The 19,089-nt window shown below is 61.7% G+C and carries 16 protein-coding genes; 9 read left to right on the top strand and 7 right to left on the bottom strand.

The window, feature by feature from the left end; genetic code table 11:
• A partial coding sequence (locus tag MOV76_RS31615; protein WP_247266002.1) for a protoglobin family protein occupies window positions 1–813 on the bottom strand: 813 nt, incomplete at its 3' end.
• An 830-nt stretch (window positions 814–1,643) separates the two neighbouring features.
• Between MOV76_RS31615 and MOV76_RS31620 the strand changes: the two genes are divergently transcribed.
• A complete protein-coding gene (locus MOV76_RS31620) occupies window positions 1,644–3,065 on the top strand; it encodes a glycosyltransferase family 39 protein (RefSeq protein ID WP_193446803.1) in 1,422 nt (473 codons plus the stop codon).
• A 24-nt stretch (window positions 3,066–3,089) separates the two neighbouring features.
• On the opposite strand, the gene MOV76_RS31625 is transcribed toward MOV76_RS31620, so the two are convergent.
• Window positions 3,090–3,395: a helix-turn-helix transcriptional regulator gene (locus tag MOV76_RS31625; RefSeq protein WP_018445827.1), complete on the bottom strand. Its 306-nt coding sequence runs from the start codon at window positions 3,393–3,395 to the stop codon at window positions 3,090–3,092.
• Window positions 3,396–3,429: 34 nt separating this feature from the next.
• On the opposite strand from MOV76_RS31625, the gene ybaL reads away from it, so the two are divergent.
• The 4 genes from ybaL to MOV76_RS31645 all read left to right on the top strand — a co-directional run bounded on the left by ybaL (window position 3,430) and on the right by MOV76_RS31645 (window position 9,194).
• On the top strand, window positions 3,430–5,250 hold the full coding sequence (gene ybaL / locus MOV76_RS31630) for a YbaL family putative K(+) efflux transporter (protein WP_018445828.1): 1,821 nt from the start codon (window positions 3,430–3,432) through the stop codon (window positions 5,248–5,250).
• A gap of 54 nt (window positions 5,251–5,304) precedes the next feature.
• Window positions 5,305–5,685, top strand: coding sequence for a hypothetical protein (locus MOV76_RS31635; RefSeq protein ID WP_018445829.1), 381 nt, complete (start codon window positions 5,305–5,307; stop codon window positions 5,683–5,685).
• Between the two features lie 82 nt (window positions 5,686–5,767).
• Window positions 5,768–8,314, top strand: coding sequence for a protein translocase subunit SecD (gene secD, locus MOV76_RS31640; protein WP_018244788.1), 2,547 nt, complete (start codon window positions 5,768–5,770; stop codon window positions 8,312–8,314).
• A 163-nt stretch (window positions 8,315–8,477) separates the two neighbouring features.
• Window positions 8,478–9,194 carry an ATP-binding protein gene (locus MOV76_RS31645; protein ID WP_018244787.1) on the top strand — a complete coding sequence of 239 codons (717 nt, stop codon included), beginning with the start codon at window positions 8,478–8,480 and terminating at the stop codon, window positions 9,192–9,194.
• 3 nt (window positions 9,195–9,197) lie between these two features.
• On the opposite strand, the gene MOV76_RS31650 is transcribed toward MOV76_RS31645, so the two are convergent.
• From MOV76_RS31650 to MOV76_RS31660, 3 genes are all read right to left on the bottom strand, one after another.
• Window positions 9,198–9,635, bottom strand: coding sequence for a response regulator (locus MOV76_RS31650; RefSeq protein WP_018445830.1), 438 nt, complete (start codon window positions 9,633–9,635; stop codon window positions 9,198–9,200).
• A gap of 30 nt (window positions 9,636–9,665) precedes the next feature.
• Window positions 9,666–10,370 (bottom strand): response regulator transcription factor, encoded by a 705-nt coding sequence (locus tag MOV76_RS31655; RefSeq protein WP_018244785.1) that lies wholly within the window; start codon window positions 10,368–10,370, stop codon window positions 9,666–9,668.
• A 480-nt stretch (window positions 10,371–10,850) separates the two neighbouring features.
• Window positions 10,851–11,228: a response regulator gene (locus MOV76_RS31660; protein WP_018445831.1), complete on the bottom strand. Its 378-nt coding sequence runs from the start codon at window positions 11,226–11,228 to the stop codon at window positions 10,851–10,853.
• A gap of 28 nt (window positions 11,229–11,256) precedes the next feature.
• Here MOV76_RS31660 and MOV76_RS31665 point away from each other — a divergent pair, with 28 nt between their 5' ends.
• From MOV76_RS31665 to MOV76_RS31680, 4 genes are read left to right on the top strand one after another with little or no spacing between them, the layout of a single operon-like run.
• Complete coding sequence (locus tag MOV76_RS31665) at window positions 11,257–13,560, top strand: PAS domain S-box protein (protein ID WP_018244783.1); 2,304 nt, start codon at window positions 11,257–11,259, stop codon at window positions 13,558–13,560.
• A complete protein-coding gene (locus MOV76_RS31670; RefSeq protein WP_018244782.1) occupies window positions 13,547–13,972 on the top strand; it encodes a response regulator in 426 nt (141 codons plus the stop codon). Before MOV76_RS31665 ends, MOV76_RS31670 begins: the two co-directional genes overlap by 14 nt.
• 4 nt (window positions 13,973–13,976) lie before the next feature.
• On the top strand, window positions 13,977–15,572 hold the full coding sequence (locus MOV76_RS31675; RefSeq protein ID WP_247266003.1) for a response regulator: 1,596 nt from the start codon (window positions 13,977–13,979) through the stop codon (window positions 15,570–15,572).
• A 21-nt stretch (window positions 15,573–15,593) separates the two neighbouring features.
• Window positions 15,594–17,213 carry a VOC family protein gene (locus MOV76_RS31680; protein WP_247266004.1) on the top strand — a complete coding sequence of 540 codons (1,620 nt, stop codon included), beginning with the start codon at window positions 15,594–15,596 and terminating at the stop codon, window positions 17,211–17,213.
• 3 nt (window positions 17,214–17,216) lie between these two features.
• On the opposite strand, the gene MOV76_RS31685 is transcribed toward MOV76_RS31680, so the two are convergent.
• Together MOV76_RS31685 and MOV76_RS31690 are read right to left on the bottom strand one after the other, a co-directional pair.
• Window positions 17,217–18,110, bottom strand: a complete 894-nt coding sequence (locus MOV76_RS31685; RefSeq protein WP_247266005.1) for a DMT family transporter — start codon at window positions 18,108–18,110, stop codon at window positions 17,217–17,219.
• 107 nt (window positions 18,111–18,217) lie between these two features.
• Window positions 18,218–19,089 (bottom strand): FAD/NAD(P)-binding protein (locus tag MOV76_RS31690; RefSeq protein WP_408988004.1); only part of this gene is annotated, 872 nt, incomplete at its 5' end.

Here is a 19,089-nt window from a genome sequence, read left to right on the forward strand (position 1 = left end):
CCGATCGGCCTGTCCGGAAGCGGTGCTGGCGAACTGCCGCGACAGACCGGCAAGCGAGCCTGTCGCCGCTTCGGCCTTGACCGTGCGCTCGGTGATGGCGGTGAACTCGGCCTGGAGGCCATCCAACGCGCCGTTCAGCGCGGCGGCGATCCCGGCATAGGCGCCGTCGACGGGCGCGCGTCGTGTCAGGTCGTGTGCGGAAAGACCGTCGATGACATCGCCGAAGATCCGGGCGATGTCGGCCTCGTTGTCGGCGCGCTGGTCGGCAAGCGCGCGCTGCTCCCCGGCGCGCAGCGCGTTGAAGCGGAGCGAGACGGCAATTTCCACATCGACCATGACGATGCGGATGATCGCCGTCATCAGATCGGAGATTTCGCGGGTGCGGCGCTTGGCCGACGGCAGCAGCGGACGGCCGGCGATCTCCTCGGCGAGAGCGGAAACGACATGCTCCAGCATGACGGCATGGCCGGCCACGTGCCAGCGCGGGTCGAGGCCCATCTTGCTTTCGGTATCGGAGAGAACCTTGACGCGCTCGGCATAGAGGCTGTCGAACCGCGCATCCGTCAGCACGTCCCAATGCGAGGACTGCAAATCGTGCAGGCGGTCGACCTGGCGCTCGCTCTCGAAATTGCGCGAGGCGTCGGGGAATGACTGGAACCTATGGAAGAGATCCCTAAGGCCCGCCTTCAGATGCGCTTCGAGGGCCGGCCGGTTGCGGCGCACCAGATCGCACTGGTCGGCATCGAGACCGGCAAAGCGCAGGCGGTCGCGCAAGCTGCCTGCCTGCGCGCCACGAGCCTGATCTGATGGCATATCCTGCCTCAACGCCTGTCCCCAACCACTTTCCGGGCAAAGGCCCGGCCAAAAACTTTCGCAGCATCCGATGAACGCGAAGCGTGGAGACGGTCCTCACCACCGGTCGCAACCGGCGGATCGAGCCCCCTGATCAGCTATGTTTCGGAGCTGTCTGAAGAGATGGATACCGGATCAACCCGGTACGGCGGGACGGCGTCATGCCTGGTGGGAACGAGTGCATCTTCCCATTCCGACGTGTAACCCAATGTTTATGGTTAATTCCTTGCTTGAAGGTTAATAAGCCTTTCGCGGTGCAGGCTTTTGAAGCAATTCAAGGCCGTTCACAGCAAATACTGCTGCGGAGTTGCACGGCTGCTACAAGGCACACGCAAGCTCCGTGTTATATGCCGGTCGATAACCAAGACATGACGTCGACAAGGACAGAGCAATGATTGTTCTCGGATTGGGTTCCTGCTTGATTGCAATGACGCTGCTTGCCGCCGTCGCCCGTCTCGATTTTCTCGCTGCAAACCGCGATCTCCGCGCGCTTCGGGTGTTCTAAAGCGCATCGCGATTCTTTGGGATTCGCTCCTCGCGATTTAGCTCTCTGTTTTACACATGTCGTTATCGCAAAACCGCTGCACAGTTTTGCGCGACATGCTTTAGAGCGCCGTGCGTCCTTTCGGACGCACAAAGGACGCTCTAACACTTTGAATCTACGCATCGTGCTTTCCGAAAATCGATTCCGATTTTCGGGCCGATGCGCTAGACCCACCCTTCCCCGTTGGCAGTCCGGCACCTTTGGTGTATCGCACTCGCGCCTTTCATGTCAGCGGAACTATCGGTTCATGTCCCCCAGATCTGGTCTCCTCATCGTTCTTGGCTTCACGCTCTGGCGCGTCGTCACGCTCAATTTCGATGCGACGGACCTTTTCGTCGACGAGGCGCAGTACTGGTTCTGGTCGCAGAATCTCGATCTCGGCTATTATTCCAAGCCGCCGATGATTGCCTGGGTGATCCGGGCGATGACCGAGCTTTCCGGCTCCAACGCCATCTATTGGATCAGACTGCTCGGACCGCTGATCCACATGGCGGCGGCACTGGTGCTGATGAAGACGGCAAAACGTTTCGTCGGGCCGGAGGTCGAAGGCTGGACGGGCGCCACCTACATCACGCTCCCCGGCGTTGCGCTTTCGTCGGTGTTCTTCTCGACCGACGTGATCCTGCTATTCTTCATCGCGATCGCGCTGCTTGCCTATTTCGGCCTTACGCAGCGACGCTCGGTCGAGCTGGCGCTCGTCATGGGCCTTAGCGTCGGCCTCGCCTTCCTGACGAAATATGCCGTGCTGTTCGTCGTTCCGGGCGGCGCGCTTGCCCTCCTCCTCATTCCGGCGGCACGCATCGCCATCCGGGATTGCATCATCGCGGTCGCGGTCGCGGCGGTCGTCGCCCTGCCGAACCTGTGGTGGAACCTGCAGCACGACAACACGACGGTGCGGCATACGCAGGATATCGCCCATTGGAGCGAACTCGGTATCAATGTCCGTCGCGGGCTTGAATTCTTCTCCGCCCAGTTCGGCGTCGTCGGGCCGATCATCTTCTTCGCGATGCTCTGGGCGGTCTATCACATGATCAAGGGCAGGAGCGACGACCGCGAGAAGATGCTGATCTGGCTGTCGATGCCGGTGGTGGTGCTCATCACGCTTCAGGCAACCGTCGCCAAGGCCTATGCCAACTGGGCGGTGACCGCCTATGTCGCCGGGACCATCCTTGCCGTCTGGCTGCTTTACCGGATGTGGCCGAAGGGGCTCAAGCTGTCGCTGACCATCAACGGCATCGCCAGCCTGCTTTTTCCGCTGGCGACGATCTTTCCGCATCAGTTGCTGCTGCCGAACGGCGACGAGCTGATGAAGCGCTATCTCGGCCGCGCCGAGGTCAGCCGCGAGGCCGCCGCACTCGCAGCTCAGACCGGCACCGACATCATCGTCACCGACAATCGCGACATGGTCGCCGATCTTTTCTATACGCTCCGCGATGCGTCCTACAAGATCTATGCGCGAGCGCCCGCGGGCCTTCCGGAGAGCTATTACGAGCAGGAATTCGCTCTGCCTGCCGACATCACCGGCAAGGTGCTTTTCCTGACGGACGGGCCCTTCACCTGCGCCAGCGAGACGCCCGAGGTACTGAAGAACTGGCAGCCGCCGGAAGGCAACTACAAGGGCAAGGCGCTTTCCATCTACAAGGTCTCAGCCACCTGCCTGGCACCCTAAGCCGGTTCAGCCGGCTGTATCAGGTCAGCCGGCTGTATCAGGCAGGCAAAGGCCGGTGCCCGCCCCTTCGATCTCCACAAATTTGACGCCGCCCTCCTCGAAGGCGAGGCGCAGCTGCGCCTCCGTCGCGCGGTGGATGTCGTGGTGCCGGCCTTCATAATCGCGGATGGTGCTGCGCGAGACGGCAGCCCTCTCTGCAAGATCGGTCTGAGTCCAGTCGAGCAGTCCGCGCGCCGCGCGACAGAGAGGGGGAGTGAGAATTGTTTCCCTTGCGCCTTGACCCATGATTTCAAGTTGCCCATATTGGTCGATATAGACCATATATGTCATATTACGAACGGGATTTCCAGATCGGGAGACAGCAATGCCACACGATACGCCCTTGATTTCGACAATCGTCGGCGGCCTCGTGCTGGCTTTCATCTTCGGCGCCTTCGCCCATCGGCTGCGGATGCCGCCGCTCGTCGGTTATCTCATCGCCGGCGTGCTTGTGGGGCCACATACGCCAGGTTATGTGGCGGATCAGAACCTTGCGCCGGAGCTGGCCGAAATCGGCGTCATCCTGCTGATGTTCGGCGTCGGGCTGCACTTCTCCCTGAAAGACCTGCTATCGGTGCGCGGCATCGCCGTGCCCGGCGCGATCGTGCAGATCGCCTTCGCGACACTGCTCGGCTGGGGGCTTGGCGCCTTCATGGGCTGGCCGACCGGCGGCAGTCTGGTCTTCGGCCTGGCGCTTTCGGTCGCCTCCACCGTTGTCCTCTTGAAAGCGCTGCAGGAGCGGCGCCTCGTCGAGACGGAGCGCGGCAGGATCGCCGTCGGCTGGCTGATCGTCGAGGATCTCGCCATGGTGCTGGCGCTGGTGCTGATCCCGGCCGCAGCCAGCATCGGCGGTGAGGGTCACGCTCCCGTCGAGCCGCTCTCGGCCGCGCTGAGCCGCCTGTTCGACCTCGATCTCGGCATCGGCGGCATGATAGCCATGACGCTGGTCAAGGTGGCGCTGTTCGTGGCGCTGATGCTGGTCTTCGGCCGTAAGCTCATTCCATGGACGATGCACCGCATCGCTCATACCGGTTCGCGCGAACTCTTCCGGCTCGGCGTGCTGGCGATCGCGCTCGGCGTCGCCTTCGGAGCGGCAAAGCTCTTCGGCGTATCGCTGGCGCTCGGCGCCTTCTTTGCCGGCATGGTGCTTGCCGAAAGCGAGCTCAGCCATCGCGCAGCACAGGAAAGCCTGCCGCTGCGCGACGCCTTTGCCGTGCTGTTCTTCGTCTCTGTCGGCATGCTGTTCGATCCGAACATCCTGATCGACAAACCGCTGCCGATCCTTGCCACCATCTTCATCATCGTCATCGGCAAGTCAGTCGCCGCGCTCCTGATCGTGCTCGCCTTCAAGAAGCCGCTCGGCACCGCGCTGACGATTTCGGCCAGCCTCGGCCAGATCGGCGAATTCTCCTTCATCCTCGCCGCCCTCGGCGTCGAACTGGGGCTGCTGCCGGAGGAAGGCCGCGATCTGATCCTTGCCGGCGCCATCATCTCGATCATCCTCAATCCGCTGCTGTTTTTCCTCTGTGACCGCATGCGGCCGCTGCTGGATGGTGCAAAGCGCGAAGACGTCGTGGCGGACCCTGCTCCCGCTGCGGATGCGATAGCAGCGCAGGAGGAGATGCCGCCCGAAGACGACGAGGTGCACCCAACCGCTCTCAGCGGCCACGCCATTCTCGTCGGCTATGGGCGGGTTGGCAGCATCGTCGGACAGAATCTCAAGTCGTCAGCCACACCTTTTCTCGTCATCGAGGACTCCGACAAGCGCATCGGCGAGCTGAAGGTGCAGGGTATCGAAACCCTGGCGGGCAATGCGGTGATGCGGGAAACGCTCGACCTTGCCAATCTTTCCGGCGCCCGCAGCATTGCCATCGCCATCCCCAACGCCTTCGAGGCCTGCCGCATCGCCGAGCAGGCCCGTAGCGTCAATCCATCGATCCTCATCGTCGCCCGCGCCCATTCCGACGCCGAGGTCGATGAGCTGAAGCTCTATGGCGCCGACACCGTCATCATGGGCGAGCGTGAAATCGCGCTTGGCATGGTTGACCGGCTCGCCCAAGTGCATCATGAGAGTGAACCCTATGAAGACGGGCATGGGCCTGATACAATTATGCCGACGGACGACCCTCCGCCGGAAAGAGAATGAGAGATTGGCGCGCTTTTGAGCCGATACGGGAGTGACATCGCCGGGACGGAGAAGATGGAGCTGGACCAGCACCGTCTGACGAGCCGTATCGCCGCTTCTCTCCTCGTCGCCATCCTTGCCTATCTCGGCCTGCTTTTCGGCGGCAATCTGGTGATCTCGCCAGCCGCTGCCGTCAATACGCTTTCCTCTTCCGGTCGAGATCCGCAGCCGCCGCAGTTGACTGCGCGCGACACCGTGCGTGGGCTGCTTGCCACGGAGCGCAAGCTTGCGCCGAAGCAGACGGCACATGACGCCGGCTCGCCTGCCCTTGCCGCCGCTCCGGCCCTTGATTTCGCCGGCTGGAACATATCAGCCGCTTTTCCGGCATTCGAAGCTTCGCTTCACGCCGCAGTCTCCAGGACCCATCAGCCGCGCGCACCGCCGGTCGCTGCCTGACGCTCGCGCCGATCGGCGCTTCCGACATTGACGACATGCCGCCAGCGCCCGAGCGCCGGCCCTCGATATCAAGGAATACAACATGCGTACTTCACCATGGCTGGTGTTCACCTATACGGTGATCATCCTACTCGGCCTATTGATCGCCCTGCCGAACGTCCTGCCGCAATCCGTCCTCCAGCGCGTGCCGGCCTGGCTGCCGCATGAGCAGGTGTCGCTCGGCCTCGACCTTCGCGGCGGCTCGCACCTCGTTCTGGAAGTCGACGAAGCCGACCTGACCAAGGAGCGGCTGCAATCGCTGCTTCAGGACGCGCGCCGCGTGCTGCGCGAAAAGGGCATCCAACCGAAAGCCGTGGTCCGCAGCCAGAACCAGATCGTCGTGACGCTCGCCGATGCCTCACAGAGCGATGCTGCCGTCACCGAACTCAAGACGCTCGCCAACCCGATCAGCACCGGCCTCAGCGCCGGCCAGGCCGATCTTGATGTCACCGCGAACGGCGCCACCATCACCGTCGGCTTCTCGCCGGCCGGCATCTCCGCCAATGTCGACAATGCCGTCCAGCAGAGCCTCGAAGTCATCCGCCAGCGCGTCGACCAGGTCGGCGTCTCCGAGCCGACCATCCAGCGCATCGGCGCCAACCGCGTGCTCGTCCAGCTTCCGGGCGCGCAGGATCCGTCACGCCTGCGCGAACTTCTCGGTTCCACCGCCAAGATGTCGTTCCACATGCTGGCGCCGAACAATGCGCCCGGACCCGGCGTGACCATGCTGAAGGACGATGAAGGCCGATCCTATCCGGTCCTCGACCGCGTCGAAATCTCCGGCGACCGCCTTTCGGATGCCCGCGTCGGCTTCGACCCGAACACGCATGAGCCGATCGTCAGCTTCCGCTTCGACAGCGCCGGCGCCAGCCGCTTTGCCGAGATCACCCGCCAGAATGTCGGCAATCCCTTCGCCATCGTCCTCGACGACAAGGTGCTGAGCGCGCCTGTTATCCGCGAGCCGATCACCGGCGGTTCCGGCCAGATCTCCGGCAGCTTCTCGGCCGATAGCGCCACGACGCTGGCGGCCATGCTGCGCGCCGGCGCCCTGCCCGCCAAGCTGACGGTCATCGAAGAGCGCACCGTCGGCGCCGACCTCGGCGCCGACGCGATCAAGATGGGCATTTATTCCGGCATCGTCGGCTTTGTCCTCGTCGCAGTCTTCATCTTCGTTCTCTATGGCACTTGGGGCTTCCTGGCGAATATCGCACTGTTGATTCACACGATCCTGACCTTCTCGGCGCTTACGCTGGTTGGTGCGACGCTGACGCTACCGGGCATTGCCGGTGTCGTGCTCGGCATCGGCCTCGCGGTCGACGCCAACGTCCTCATCAACGAGCGCATCCGCGAAGAAACGCGCAAGGGCAGGAGCGCCTTCGCCGCCATCGACACCGGTTTCCGCCGTGCCTATTCGACCATCATCGACGGCAACATGACGGCCCTGATCGCTGCGGCCATCCTGTTCTTTTTCGGCTCCGGACCGGTTCGCGGCTTTGCCGTGACCATGGCGCTCGGCCTGATCATCTCGATGTTCACATCGGTCGCCTTCGTGCGTGTGGCGATGATCGAGATCACCCGCCGCAGAAAGCTCAAGGTGCTGAACATCCGGCCGTTGATCCCGTTCAGCCCCTATGACAAGCACATCCAGTTCATGAAGGCGCGCTTCTTCGGCATCACCGTCTCAGCGCTGCTTTCGATCGCCTCCGTCGTGCTCTTCATCCATCCCGGCCTCAACTACGGCGTCGATTTCCGCGGCGGCATCCAGATGGCCGTCAGGACCACCGCCCCGGCCGATCTTGCGACGTTCCGTGAAGGCCTGAACACGCTTGGTCTCGGCGAAATCTCGCTGCAGTCCTTCGGTGACAAGAACAGCATTCTCGTTCGTGCCCAACGGCAGGAAGGCGGCGAAGAGGCACAGACGGCAGCGGTGACCAAGCTGAAGGCCGAAGTCGCCAAAATCGATCCGACCGCCACCATCGAGGGCACCGACGTCATCGGGCCGAAGGTCAGCGGCGAGCTTGCCTGGGCCGGTATCCTGTCGGTCGTGATCGCAAGCTTCGCGATGCTCATCTATATCTGGGTACGGTTCGAATGGCCGTTTGCCGTCGGCGCCATCGTCACGCTGGTGCTCGACGTCACCAAGGCGATCGGCTTCTTCGCGATCACCGGCCTCGACTTCAATCTGACAGCGATCGCCGCCATTCTGACGCTCGTCGGTTACTCGGTGAACGACAAGGTCGTCGTCTATGACCGCATGCGCGAAAATATGCGACTCTATAAGTCGATGCCGCTGCGCGAGATCATCGACAAGTCGATCAACGAGACCTTGGCGCGAAGCCTCTACACCAATGCGACGGCCTTCCTCGCCCTGGTGCCTATGGCGATCTGGGGCGGTAGTGCCGTCTCGAGCTTCGCGATCCCGATGGTCTTCGGCATTCTCGTGGCCGGCGCCTCGTCGATCTTCATCGCAGCACCCATCCTGCTCTTCCTGGGCGACTGGCGCCGCCGCCATGCCAAGGCACCGGCAACCGATGCGGCAGTTGAGATCATCCCGCCGGAACAGGGTCGCCCGCGCAAGTCCGCGAGCTAAATCCCCGTTTTTAACGCATCTTTGAAGAGGGCGCCGGTTGCAGAGCCGGCGCCCTCTTTCTATTGTCGGCTGCTGCATTATGTGCCAATTCAAAGTGTTAGAGCGTCCTTAGCGCGTCTGAAAAGACGTGCGGCGCTGCAATTGAGATCGGGGAAACCGCCAGATGTCATCCGACCCGACGAGACCGCCGGAAACCACCGTTGCCGGAGACAGCGAGGAGCGCATCAAGCGTTTTCTCGCAACCGCCTCGCACGACCTGCAATCGCCGCTCCGCCATATCGCCATGTATGCCGAGCTGCTGCTCGACGATCTCGAGGAGACGCTCGACGGCGAACAGCTTCAGAGCCTCCGGATGATCATGGAAAAGGCGCAGACGGCGCAGCGTCTCACCAAGGCGTTGATGAGCCTTGCCGGTGGCACACCTCAGGTGACGCCTGAAGAGATCGATCTGCAGGCGTTGGCCGAAAATGTCTGGGGCGAACTGACCGATGAGACGGCGGTCCGTGAGGCAACGCTTGAAAGCGACGGCCTGCCTTCCATCCGTACCGACCCTGCCCTCTTCGGTCTGGTGCTGCGGCATCTGCTGACCAATGCCCTCACCTATCGCAGCGAAGTGTCGCCGCGTGTGGCCATTGCCGCGGAGCGCGAGGGGACGGACTGGTTCATCCGGATTGCCGACAATGGGATGGGCATCGATCCGGCTTATCGGGAGCGGATATTCGAGCCGTTCTGGAAATTGCCGAAGCCGGGAGCAGTCCAGGGCGCCGGTCTCGGACTGACGACGGCGCGGGAGTTTCTGACGGCGCTTGGCGGCGATATCAGCCTCGAACATTCGGATGCAAGCGGCAGCTGTTTCATCATCCGCCTTCCCATCGCATGATGGTTAGATGCTGTAATCGTCCTTCCAGAAATCCGGGACGTCATAGGTCACATATTCGCGGATGATGTGCTGCAGCGCCTGGGCATCGATTTCGTCCTTGCCGATGCGGAAATCGACGCCGTAATCCGGGAATTCCTGGAAATAGCCGCCCGATATATCGGTCGAGACAACGCCGATCGGGCCGGTGTAACCGATGCCCCGCAGCTCCGGCACCGTTTCGCGGAAATCGGCATTGGGCAGCAGGCGGTTGTCGAGCAGGATGAGATCGAAGCGCGCCAAGCGGATCTTTTCCAGCGCGTCACCGATCGATGGCGAATATTCAACCTCGACGGCCGGCTCGGAGAGATCGGCGATCTTCTTCTTGAGCGCACGGAATTCGATGAATTCGTCATCGACAAAGAGAACCTTGACAGTGTTCCTTCGGCTCGTTTCGGTGATCATCGTCTCATTTCCCCAATCCCGAAACCAACTTCACGAAACCAAACCATTCCTCAAGGCGATCGCCACCATATGAACGCGGTTGACAGCGTCAAGTTTGCGCGCGGCCGCGGTGATGTGCGAATTGACCGTATGTTCGGACAGACCGAGAATGATGGCGATTTCCGCCGACGTCTTGCCTTCGCTCGTCCATTTGACGATTTCCGATTCGCGCTGGGTCAGCCGTCCGGACATTTCCGGCGTCAGGATTTCCTCGTAGAGCTTGTCGAAAATGCGCATGGCGTCGAGAAGCATGTCGGCGATCTCACTCTGATCCGGCTCCTGACGCTCGCCGCTGAGCACGAGGCAATATCGCCGCCCTTCCGGCGTAAATAGCGGGATGAAGAGAAAGACGCCGCTCAGGAATTCGTTGAAAACAAGATTGGACGGGTAAGCTTCCGGCTGTGCGCTCCTGCCATGGACCGGCGTTGCCAGGAACTGGGCGCTCTTTGCCCGGACGGTCCCGAGCGCTTCCTTCAACGTCGTGATGAAAAGGCCGACACGTCGCTCAGCGACATTGGTGATGACGATATCACGTTCACCGAAAGGGGCCGAAGCCTCGGAAATGCGGGCAAGCGCGAAATTGTTGAAGTTGTAATGCTGCGCCGCCGACTTCAGCAGACGGAAAAAATCGGTGCGGTTGATCGCCCGGCTAAGCTCCGGTCCGGCATGAAAGGGAATTGCCGGGGCATTGCTCATTCCAACTCTTCCTCTCCTCCCGCCAATACCTCTAATCCCGAAATCTTGGGATATACGTCTTAAACGCGAAGAGCTACAAAAATTGCGAGATGGTTGATGAGGGATATCGAAAACGGGGACTTTCGATATGTAAGGCGGAAATCATCAATTATCTCAACGACAGGTGATGCACGGGCAGATTTTACTGAGGGGCAGTAGTTCTTACCTGGGTATCGTATTCTTCCTGCATTCAACATCCATGAATGCGAGAAGGCAGTGCCAGACGTAAGCGCGAGAGAGCCGATAGACCCATTCAGCTAAGGGGTTGGCTGATGTTCGTGGCGGCGAACGCGGGTTGATCGGTTCTCTCAGCGCTTATTTTGCGTTCCATATTCTTCGCTCCGGTTGCATCTTGTGATGCGTCCTCGACCTTGTCAATTGCGGTTCGTCATATGGCTTGGACGAATGAGGGGGAACAGGTCATCCGGCTTTCGCCGTATTCTACATCTCAAGATTGAGAATGATCGAGGCAAGGTCAAGTGGCTTTTCCAGATAGACATCGGCGCCGGCATCGAGTGAGCGCGCGCGGTCCTCGGCAGCATCCGATCCGCTGCAGATAGCAAGCCGCATCGCCTTGAAACGATCATCCAGGCGCAACCGAGTGATCAGGCCGATGCCGCTATCGAGTGGCATGTAGAGATCGGCGACCAGCACGTCAGGCGGTGTCTTGCCTTCCGCCGCGCGCGTCTCCAGCGCCTCCAGCGCCATTTCGGCTGCGGAGAAACAGAATAGATCGACGTCTATCTGCTGCTTTCTGCAGATATAGTCGAGATAGAAGAGGTCATCCTTGCTGTCGTCGACATAAAATAGGGTGGTCATCTAGCACCGAAATTTGGATATTGTTCGAATGAACCTCGCTGTCCTTCGACATCACCATATCGCGGTTCCACTGAAATTCGATATACCTCATCGCAGATCATTTCGCAAAAAGCGTGGCACCGCCCCGCCTTGCCTATTGAGTATTCCTCGATTTCGGAAAAGATGGCCGCGCGAACCGAAGGAGGACACACGGGTGCAGGATCAGGGCAACGTGGACCTGCAGGATCAGCCAAGGCGGCACTACCGTGCCTTTGCGATTGCGGTCGGCTGCCTGATGTTCCTTCTCGGCTTGACTGCCCTTGCCGGCTGGCTGCTGCAGGTCGAGATTGTCATTTCGCTGGTTCCCGGCTTTCCGTCGATGGCCTTCAACACCGCGCTGTGCTTCGTGCTTTCCGGCGTGGGGCTTGCCGCCTCGACACTGGCGGCCCGCCGTTTTCGCGTGACGGCAACGATCACGGCGGGGCTTGCGGCGGCGATCGCTGCGGCCCGGCTCGTGGAAATCGTCACGATCGGGCGGACTTTTCACAATGTCGACGTGTTGATCACGCGCTTTCTGGTTCCTCCCGATTTCATCGCCAAGATCGGCGGCGGCATGGGACCGAACACGGCGTTGGTCTTCCTGATCGCCAATCTTTCGCTGCTGCTCTCGCTCCACATGGAGAAAAAGAGCCAGGTGGTGCAGGAACTGACGAGCTATGTCGTTGTCACGCTCGGCATGATCGCGCTGGCCGGCTATGTCACCGATGCCGAACAGGGTTACCGCTGGGGTCCCTATGCGGCAATGGCGCTGCATACGGCGATCGGCATCGTGATCTTCGGCTCGGGGCTTCTCGCCCGCTCCTGGTGGATGCAGCCGGCAAACCGGGCGCAGATCCCGCTCTGGATCCCGGCTGCGGTCTGCTTCACCGGCCTTCTCGTCGATCTCTATACGCCGCTGGGTGTCGCCAACGGCATTCTCTATGTGCCGCTGGTGCTGACGGCGCTCTGGTTCGGCAACAGAAATGCGCCGCTTTTCTTCGCCTTTGCCTGCACCGTGCTGTTGATGCTCGGCTTTTTCGCCGTCAGGCACAATGAGGCGGCGTTCTGGCAGGAGATCGCCAACCGCACTATTACGGCTGCCACGCTCTGGCTGATCGCGCTCCTCGTCTACTATTTCATGCGCAACACCCATCACCTGGAAGGCGAGCGCGTCCGCTTCGGCGCGCTGGTGCGCGGCACCCCTGATGCGGTCGTCGTCATCGACGAGCGTGGAACGATCAAGAATTTCAATCCGGCGGCTGAAAGCATGTTCGGCTACTCCCCGCAGGAGACGATCGGCCGGAATATCAAGATGCTGATGCCCGAACCCTACCATTCCGAGCACGACGGCTATCTCGCCCATTACCGGCAGACTGGCGAGGAGCGCATCATCGGCACGACGCGCATGGTCTCCGGACGACGCAAGAACGGCATCGTCTTTCCGATCGATGTTTCCATCAGCGCCGTCGTCACCGGCCAGACAAAGACCTTCGTCGGTATCGTGCGCGACATCAGCGAGCGCGTCCGGCAGGAAGAACGGATGAAAACGACGCTTTCCCAGCTCGAGGCCTATACGGCCGAGCTCGAGCGCAGCAACCACGACCTCGATGAATTCGCTTATATCGCCTCGCATGATCTCAAAGAGCCGCTGCGCGGCCTGCACAACCACTCCCGCTTCCTTCTGGAGGACTATGAAGACAAGCTCGACGAGGACGGCGTGCGCCGGCTGAACCGGCTCGTGCGTCTCAGCCAACGCATGGAGAAACTCGTCAACGACCTACTTTATTTCTCCCGGCTCGGGCGTCAGCAGCTGGCGGTCAAACGCACCGACATCGGCCTGATCGTCAAGGATGTCGTCGCGACGATGGAGTTGTTGCTGGAGGAGCGGCATGCCAAGGTCATCATTGACGGCCGGCTGCCGGAGGTGGTCTGCGACGCGCCGCGGCTGACCGAAGTGTTCCGCAATCTCATTACCAATGCGATCAAATACAACGACAAGCCGGCGCCGCTCGTCTCGATCGGTTACCTCGACCGGTTCGTCGGCAAGGACGGCACGGTTGCCCGCAACGTGTTTTTCGTTAAGGATAACGGCAAGGGCATTCCGCAGGAATTCCACGAGGATATTTTCCGCATTTTCAAGCGGCTGGAAAAGTCGCAGGATTCCGACGACGGCACCGGAGCAGGCCTTACCTTCGTGCGCAAGATCATCGCGCGGCACAATGGCGATATCTGGCTGGAATCCGAGGTCGGCACCGGCACAACATTCTATTTCACCTTGGGAAAAAAGCGCGAGGGGCAAAATGCAGCAGCGTGACACGCAACCGATCCTGATCGTCGAAGACAGCGAAGACGATTTCGAAGCGACGATGCGCGCCTTCAAACGCACCAACCTGCGCAACTCGATCCGCTGGGCGGCTTCCGGTCAGGAAGCGCTCGACATGCTCGCCTCAATGGTGCCGAAACCGGGACTGATCTTGCTCGATCTCAACATGCCGGGCCTTGACGGCCGCAAGACGCTGGAGGCGATCAAGTCGAATGCCGGCTGGCGCAAGATCCCGGTGGTGATCCTCACGACCTCCGACGACGAACGTGACATCGAAGGCTGCTATGCGCTCGGCGCCAATACCTATGTGCAGAAGCCGGTCGATCTCGACGGGCTCTTCGCCGCGATCCAGCGGCTGAAGGAATACTGGTTCGAAATCGCCATCCTGCCGCTCGAGGACTGACAGATTGGCGGAACACTGCTCCATTCTCATCATCGACGACAACATCGACGATCGCGAGGTCTATCGCCGCATATTGGGCCGCGTTTCCAGCACCGCCTATACCGTCGTGGAGGCGGAGACGGGCGAAGAGGGCCTTGCACTGAACGGCCGGAAACGGCCGGACTGCATCCTGCTCGACTATTCGCTGCCGGGGCGCGACGGGCTCGGCGTTCTTGCCGATATCCTGGAGGATGATCCCGCCGCCAACGTCATCATGCTGACCGGCCAGGGCAACGAAACCGTCGCCGTCGAGGTGATGAAGAGCGGGGCACGCGACTATCTGACAAAGGATTCGCTTTCGCCTGAAACACTGCATCGCTGCATCCAGAACGCCATCATGCACGGCATGCTGGAAGCAAAGTTGGAGCAGAAGCGACAATCGCTGGAGATCTTCACTCGCGCCATGGCCCATGATCTGAAGGAGCCGCTCCGGACGATCAAATCCTTCAGCCGCATCCTGCACGGCTCTGCCGCGCTTCCGGCCGAAGACCGGGAATTGCTCGATTACGTACTCAGCGCCGCCGACCATATGGAAGACCTGATCGTCAAAGTCTCGGGTTTCACCAAGCTCGAGGCCTACGGCGGGCTGGAGCTCAGGCCGGTCTCGCTATCGGCCGTGCTCGACCAGGTGGAGGACAATCTGCGTCAGCAGACCGAAAGCCGCGGCGCCGTCATCATCCGCGGGGCGCTGCCGGAGGTCATGGGCGATGCGACGCTGCTGACCCAGCTCCTGCAGAACCTGGTGTCGAATGCCATCCGCTATTGCGAGCAGAAGGTTCCGGAGATCAGCATCACAGGCGAAGCGCAGGGCGATGTCTGCCGCCTCACCGTGCGCGACAACGGGCCCGGCATCGATCCTGAGCATCGCGAGCTGATTTTCCAGCCGTTCAAGCGCCTCGTCGGTCGTGGCATCGAAGGCACCGGGCTCGGCCTTGCCATATGCCGCCGCATCGCGCAGATGCATGGCGGCTCGATCTGGTGCGAGGCAGAAAATGGGCCGGGCGCCACCTTCATTCTCGAAGTGCCGCTCGCCGAGGTGAGGTCCACGCCGCCTGCCGCATCGGTCATCCCGCACAGCGCCAAGCCGGCGGAGCAGCCAGGCGAAGGTTCGGGCAGGCTGGCCGAGGTGCTGCTGGTGGAAGACAGCCCGGCCGACATCCAGATTCTGAAGATCAAGCTGATGCGGCGGGAGAAGGTGAATTTCAACCTGCATGTCGCCACCAACGGACGCGAGGCAATGCGGCTGCTCGAAGAACGCGCAGGCATCGCCGATGTGCCGCAGATCGACCTGATGCTGCTCGACATCAACATGCCGATCATGGACGGCTTCGAGGTGCTGCATGCGCTTTCAGCCGACGTCCGCCTCAAGCAAATTCCCGTCTGCATCCTCAGCACGTCAAGCGACGAGAGCGACATGCGACGGGCCAGAAATCTCGGCGCGCGCGCCTATATGGTCAAGCCGCCGACCCTGCAGCAACTGGAAGAGGCACTCGAAGATGTTGAACATTTGGAGTTGTTGCAGCGCGGCGATTCGCTTGCGCTTTGTGCGGAACAAAACTAAGCGATCGTCATTGGCAACGGTATGACCTTCGCAGCTCTCATACTCGCGCTCCTGACGACGCCGCTTCAATCAGGACTGCTCTCGATGGTATCAGGCATACATCACGTCACGGCCGTCACCCGAAAGGTGCAGGCGAACGTGGACTTCTACGCGGGATTTCTCGGTATGCGGCTCGTCAAGCAGACAGCCGGTTACGAGGACGCGACGCAACTTCATCTCTTCTATGGCGATGCGGCAGGGACGCCGGGTTCGCTGCTGACCTTCCTCGCCTGGGAAGATGGCGCGCCCGGCCGGGCCGGCTATGGCCAGATCAGCGAAATATCGCTGTCGATCGACCCTGCCAGCATCGGCTACTGGCTGACGCGCGCCATGAGCTTCGGCCTGCGCTCGGAGGGCCCGGCCGACGAATTCGGTGAGCCCGTCCTGCGGCTGAAGGACCCTGACAACATCATCCTCAAGCTCGCAGGCGCAAAGAACTTGGTATCGCCGGCCGCCTGGGACGGCGCCTCGATCCCGGCCGAGCATGCCATCCGGCGGGTGCGCGGCGCCACCATGCTGACGGAGAAGCCCGCCGAAAGCCGCAACTTCCTCGAGAGCCATTTCGGTTACCGTTTCCAGGCCAGCCGCGGCACGATCGACAGGCTGGTGTCGCAGTCCGGCGACATTATCGACGTGCGCGATGCGCGTGGCTTCTGGTCCGGTGCGCCGGGCACCGGCACGGTCGATCACGTCGCCTTTCGCGCCGCCGACGAGGAGACGCTGCTTTCGGTTCGCAAGGCGCTGGAAGCGACCGATGCGTCGCCGACCAATATGCACGACCGCAAATATTTCCGCTCGCTCTATGCGCGCGAGCCCGGCGGCACGCTGGTGGAGCTTGCGACCGACAAGCCGGGCATGACCGTGGACGAAGAGCACGCCGCCCTCGGGGGCAAGCTCTTCGCGCCACCCGAAGCCATCACCAATCTCCATGACCTGAAGGTGATGCTGCCGCAATTTTCAATGCCCGGTCAGCCGCGCATCAATTATCGCGAGCTGCCATTCGTCCATCGTTTCTATACGCCCCCCGATCCCGATGGCAGCGTCTTCGTGCTGCTGCACGGCTCCGGCGGCAATGAGACGACGCTGATGCCGCTGCTGAACAAGGCGGCGCCGCGGGCGACGCTGCTCGGCGTGCGCGGCCGGGCGACGGAGGAAGGGTTTCCACGCTGGTACAAGCGCATTACTCCCTTCTCCTTCGACCAGAACGACATCAAGACCGAGGCGGAGGCCTTCGCGGCCTTCATTGAGGGCGCTGTCAAATCCTACGGGCTCGATCCTCAGAAGGTCGTCTATGTCGGCTACTCCAATGGCGCCAACCTTTTGAACTCGCTGCTCTACCTGCACCCGAACCTGGTTCACAAGGCGGTGCTGCTGCGCTCCATGCCTGTGCTCAGCGACTATCCGCATGCTGATCTGAAAGGCACGGACCTGCTCGTCATCAGCGGCAAGACGGATGCCTACGGCAAATATGCGAGCGAGTTGGAAGAGAGGCTGAAGAGTTCAGGCGCCACCGTCGATTCCGACGTCATCCCCGGCGGCCACGATCTCGGCGATGCCGACATTCCGATCATCCAGAAATGGCTGCTGCAGGAAAATCGCTGACGATCAACCGCGGCGGGCAACCATGATGCCGGCAAGCACGACGGCGCCGCCGAGCGCCTGCATCGTCCCGATCGCCTCGTTTAGCAACGCCCAGGCGAGAATGGCCGCAACAACCGGCTGCAACAGCAGCGTCAGCGAGGAAAAGGCCGCGGGCAGATAGGCCAGCGCATAGGTGATCGCCACCTGCCCGCCGGCATGGCTGATAAAGGCCAGGCCGAAAACGATCGACCAGCCGTAGACGGTCGCGGGCAGCATATGGCCCTCGTAGATCAGGCCGATCGGAAAGATGCAGACCGCAGCGCAGGCTGTGCTCCACAACATGATGCGGATCGTATCGAACCGGCTGCGCAGCCTGCCGATCGCCAGGATGTAGCAGGCATAGAAGAAGGCGGCGATCAGCGCGATGCCATCGCCGCTGAAATCGCCGTTGCCAATGGCTGCGGGCCCGCCCTTCAAAATGACGAGGCCGGAGAGAGCCACGGCAAGTCCGAGCATGAAGATGCGGCTGATCCTCGCGCTGAAGAAGAGGAAGGCGATCAGCGTGACGAAAACCGGTGCGAGGTTGGCCAGCAGCGTCGCATTGGCGACCGACGTCATGGTGAGCGAAAGGTGCCAGGCGCCGAGGTCGAGCGCCAGCATGACGCCTGGCAGAATCAGCATGCCATAGTCGGAAAGGCTCTGCGGCTTTGGCCCCGCATCCTTCTTCAGCAGCGAGACGATGAGGATCGGGATCAGCGCCAGCACCACGCGCCAGAAGGCCGTCGCCATCGGTCCGACCTCGGACAGTCTGACGAAGATCGGCGAGCCGCCGATCGCCGCCCCGCCGAGAAGCAGCGCCGCGAGGGCGAAACGATTGGAAGGCGAGGCTTCGGAAAGGGTGGAGGCAGCCTGCGACATGGTCTCGATATTTCTGGTCGCCCGAATGCCGGGCGGGAATTGGTGGCCGAGTGACTATCAGAAGTCGCTCACCGGGGACAGTCGAAGAGCGACATATTGGTGGAAAATCAGGCAGGATGCCTATTCGTCGCGCTGGTCCGCAGCTTTTCGGCGATCTCGCCGGCGATGAAGAACGCATGCTCGGTCACCTGCGGTAGGCCCATCAGCTCGCCGAACGTGCCGCGTGCCAACGGGCCGGAGATCAGCAGGGAAGGATCTGCATGTCCGGACGGGCCGATCGCTTGCGAATGCTGGTTACAGGCAAGGCCAAGGCCGGTCGGATCGAGCGATAGGTGGCCGCTTGCCGCAAGTGCCGCGAGCCAGGGCTGGGTTTCGAGAATGCCACCATGCGCCGGGCCGGTGGTGACGACGACGGCGTCATAGCGCCGCTCCAGCGGCTGGCGCTGTTGACGCGGCTGCAGGGTGCAAAGAATGAGTTCGCCCTCGATGCGCGCATCGGCAACCGACCCGGCCAGGATATCCAGGCGGCCCGAGGCAATCGCTGCGTCGAGCACGGCCTCGACCTGCGGGGCGATGCGAAAGCGATGCACATCCCAATAGGGACGCAGATGGCGGACGAGACGGCGTCGTTCGGCAACCGGTAGCGCCTGCCAGAGATCGTATCCCTGCGCCCGCACCTGATCGATCACGCCATGCCAGCTTATGCCCTCTGCCTTCGCCGCTTTTATGGCAGTGCGGATCGCTGCCAACAACGATATGGCCGAATGGGCGGCATTGGAGACGAAATCGCCGAAGAGCTCCTGCGGTACCGGCGGATGGCCGCGAGACCGCAGACCGCGGCGCGAGATCGCGGTCACCGAACCGTCATGCCCGCGCTGCGCCAGCGAGGCAATGACATCGGCAGCCGTCAGGCCATTGCCGATGACCAGCACCCGGTCATGCGGGCGGACCACGTCGAGCGCGCCCGGCTTGGTGGTAT

Source organism: Rhizobium sp. PRIMUS64 (assembly GCF_023006465.1).
Lineage (GTDB): Bacteria > Pseudomonadota > Alphaproteobacteria > Rhizobiales > Rhizobiaceae > Rhizobium > Rhizobium leguminosarum.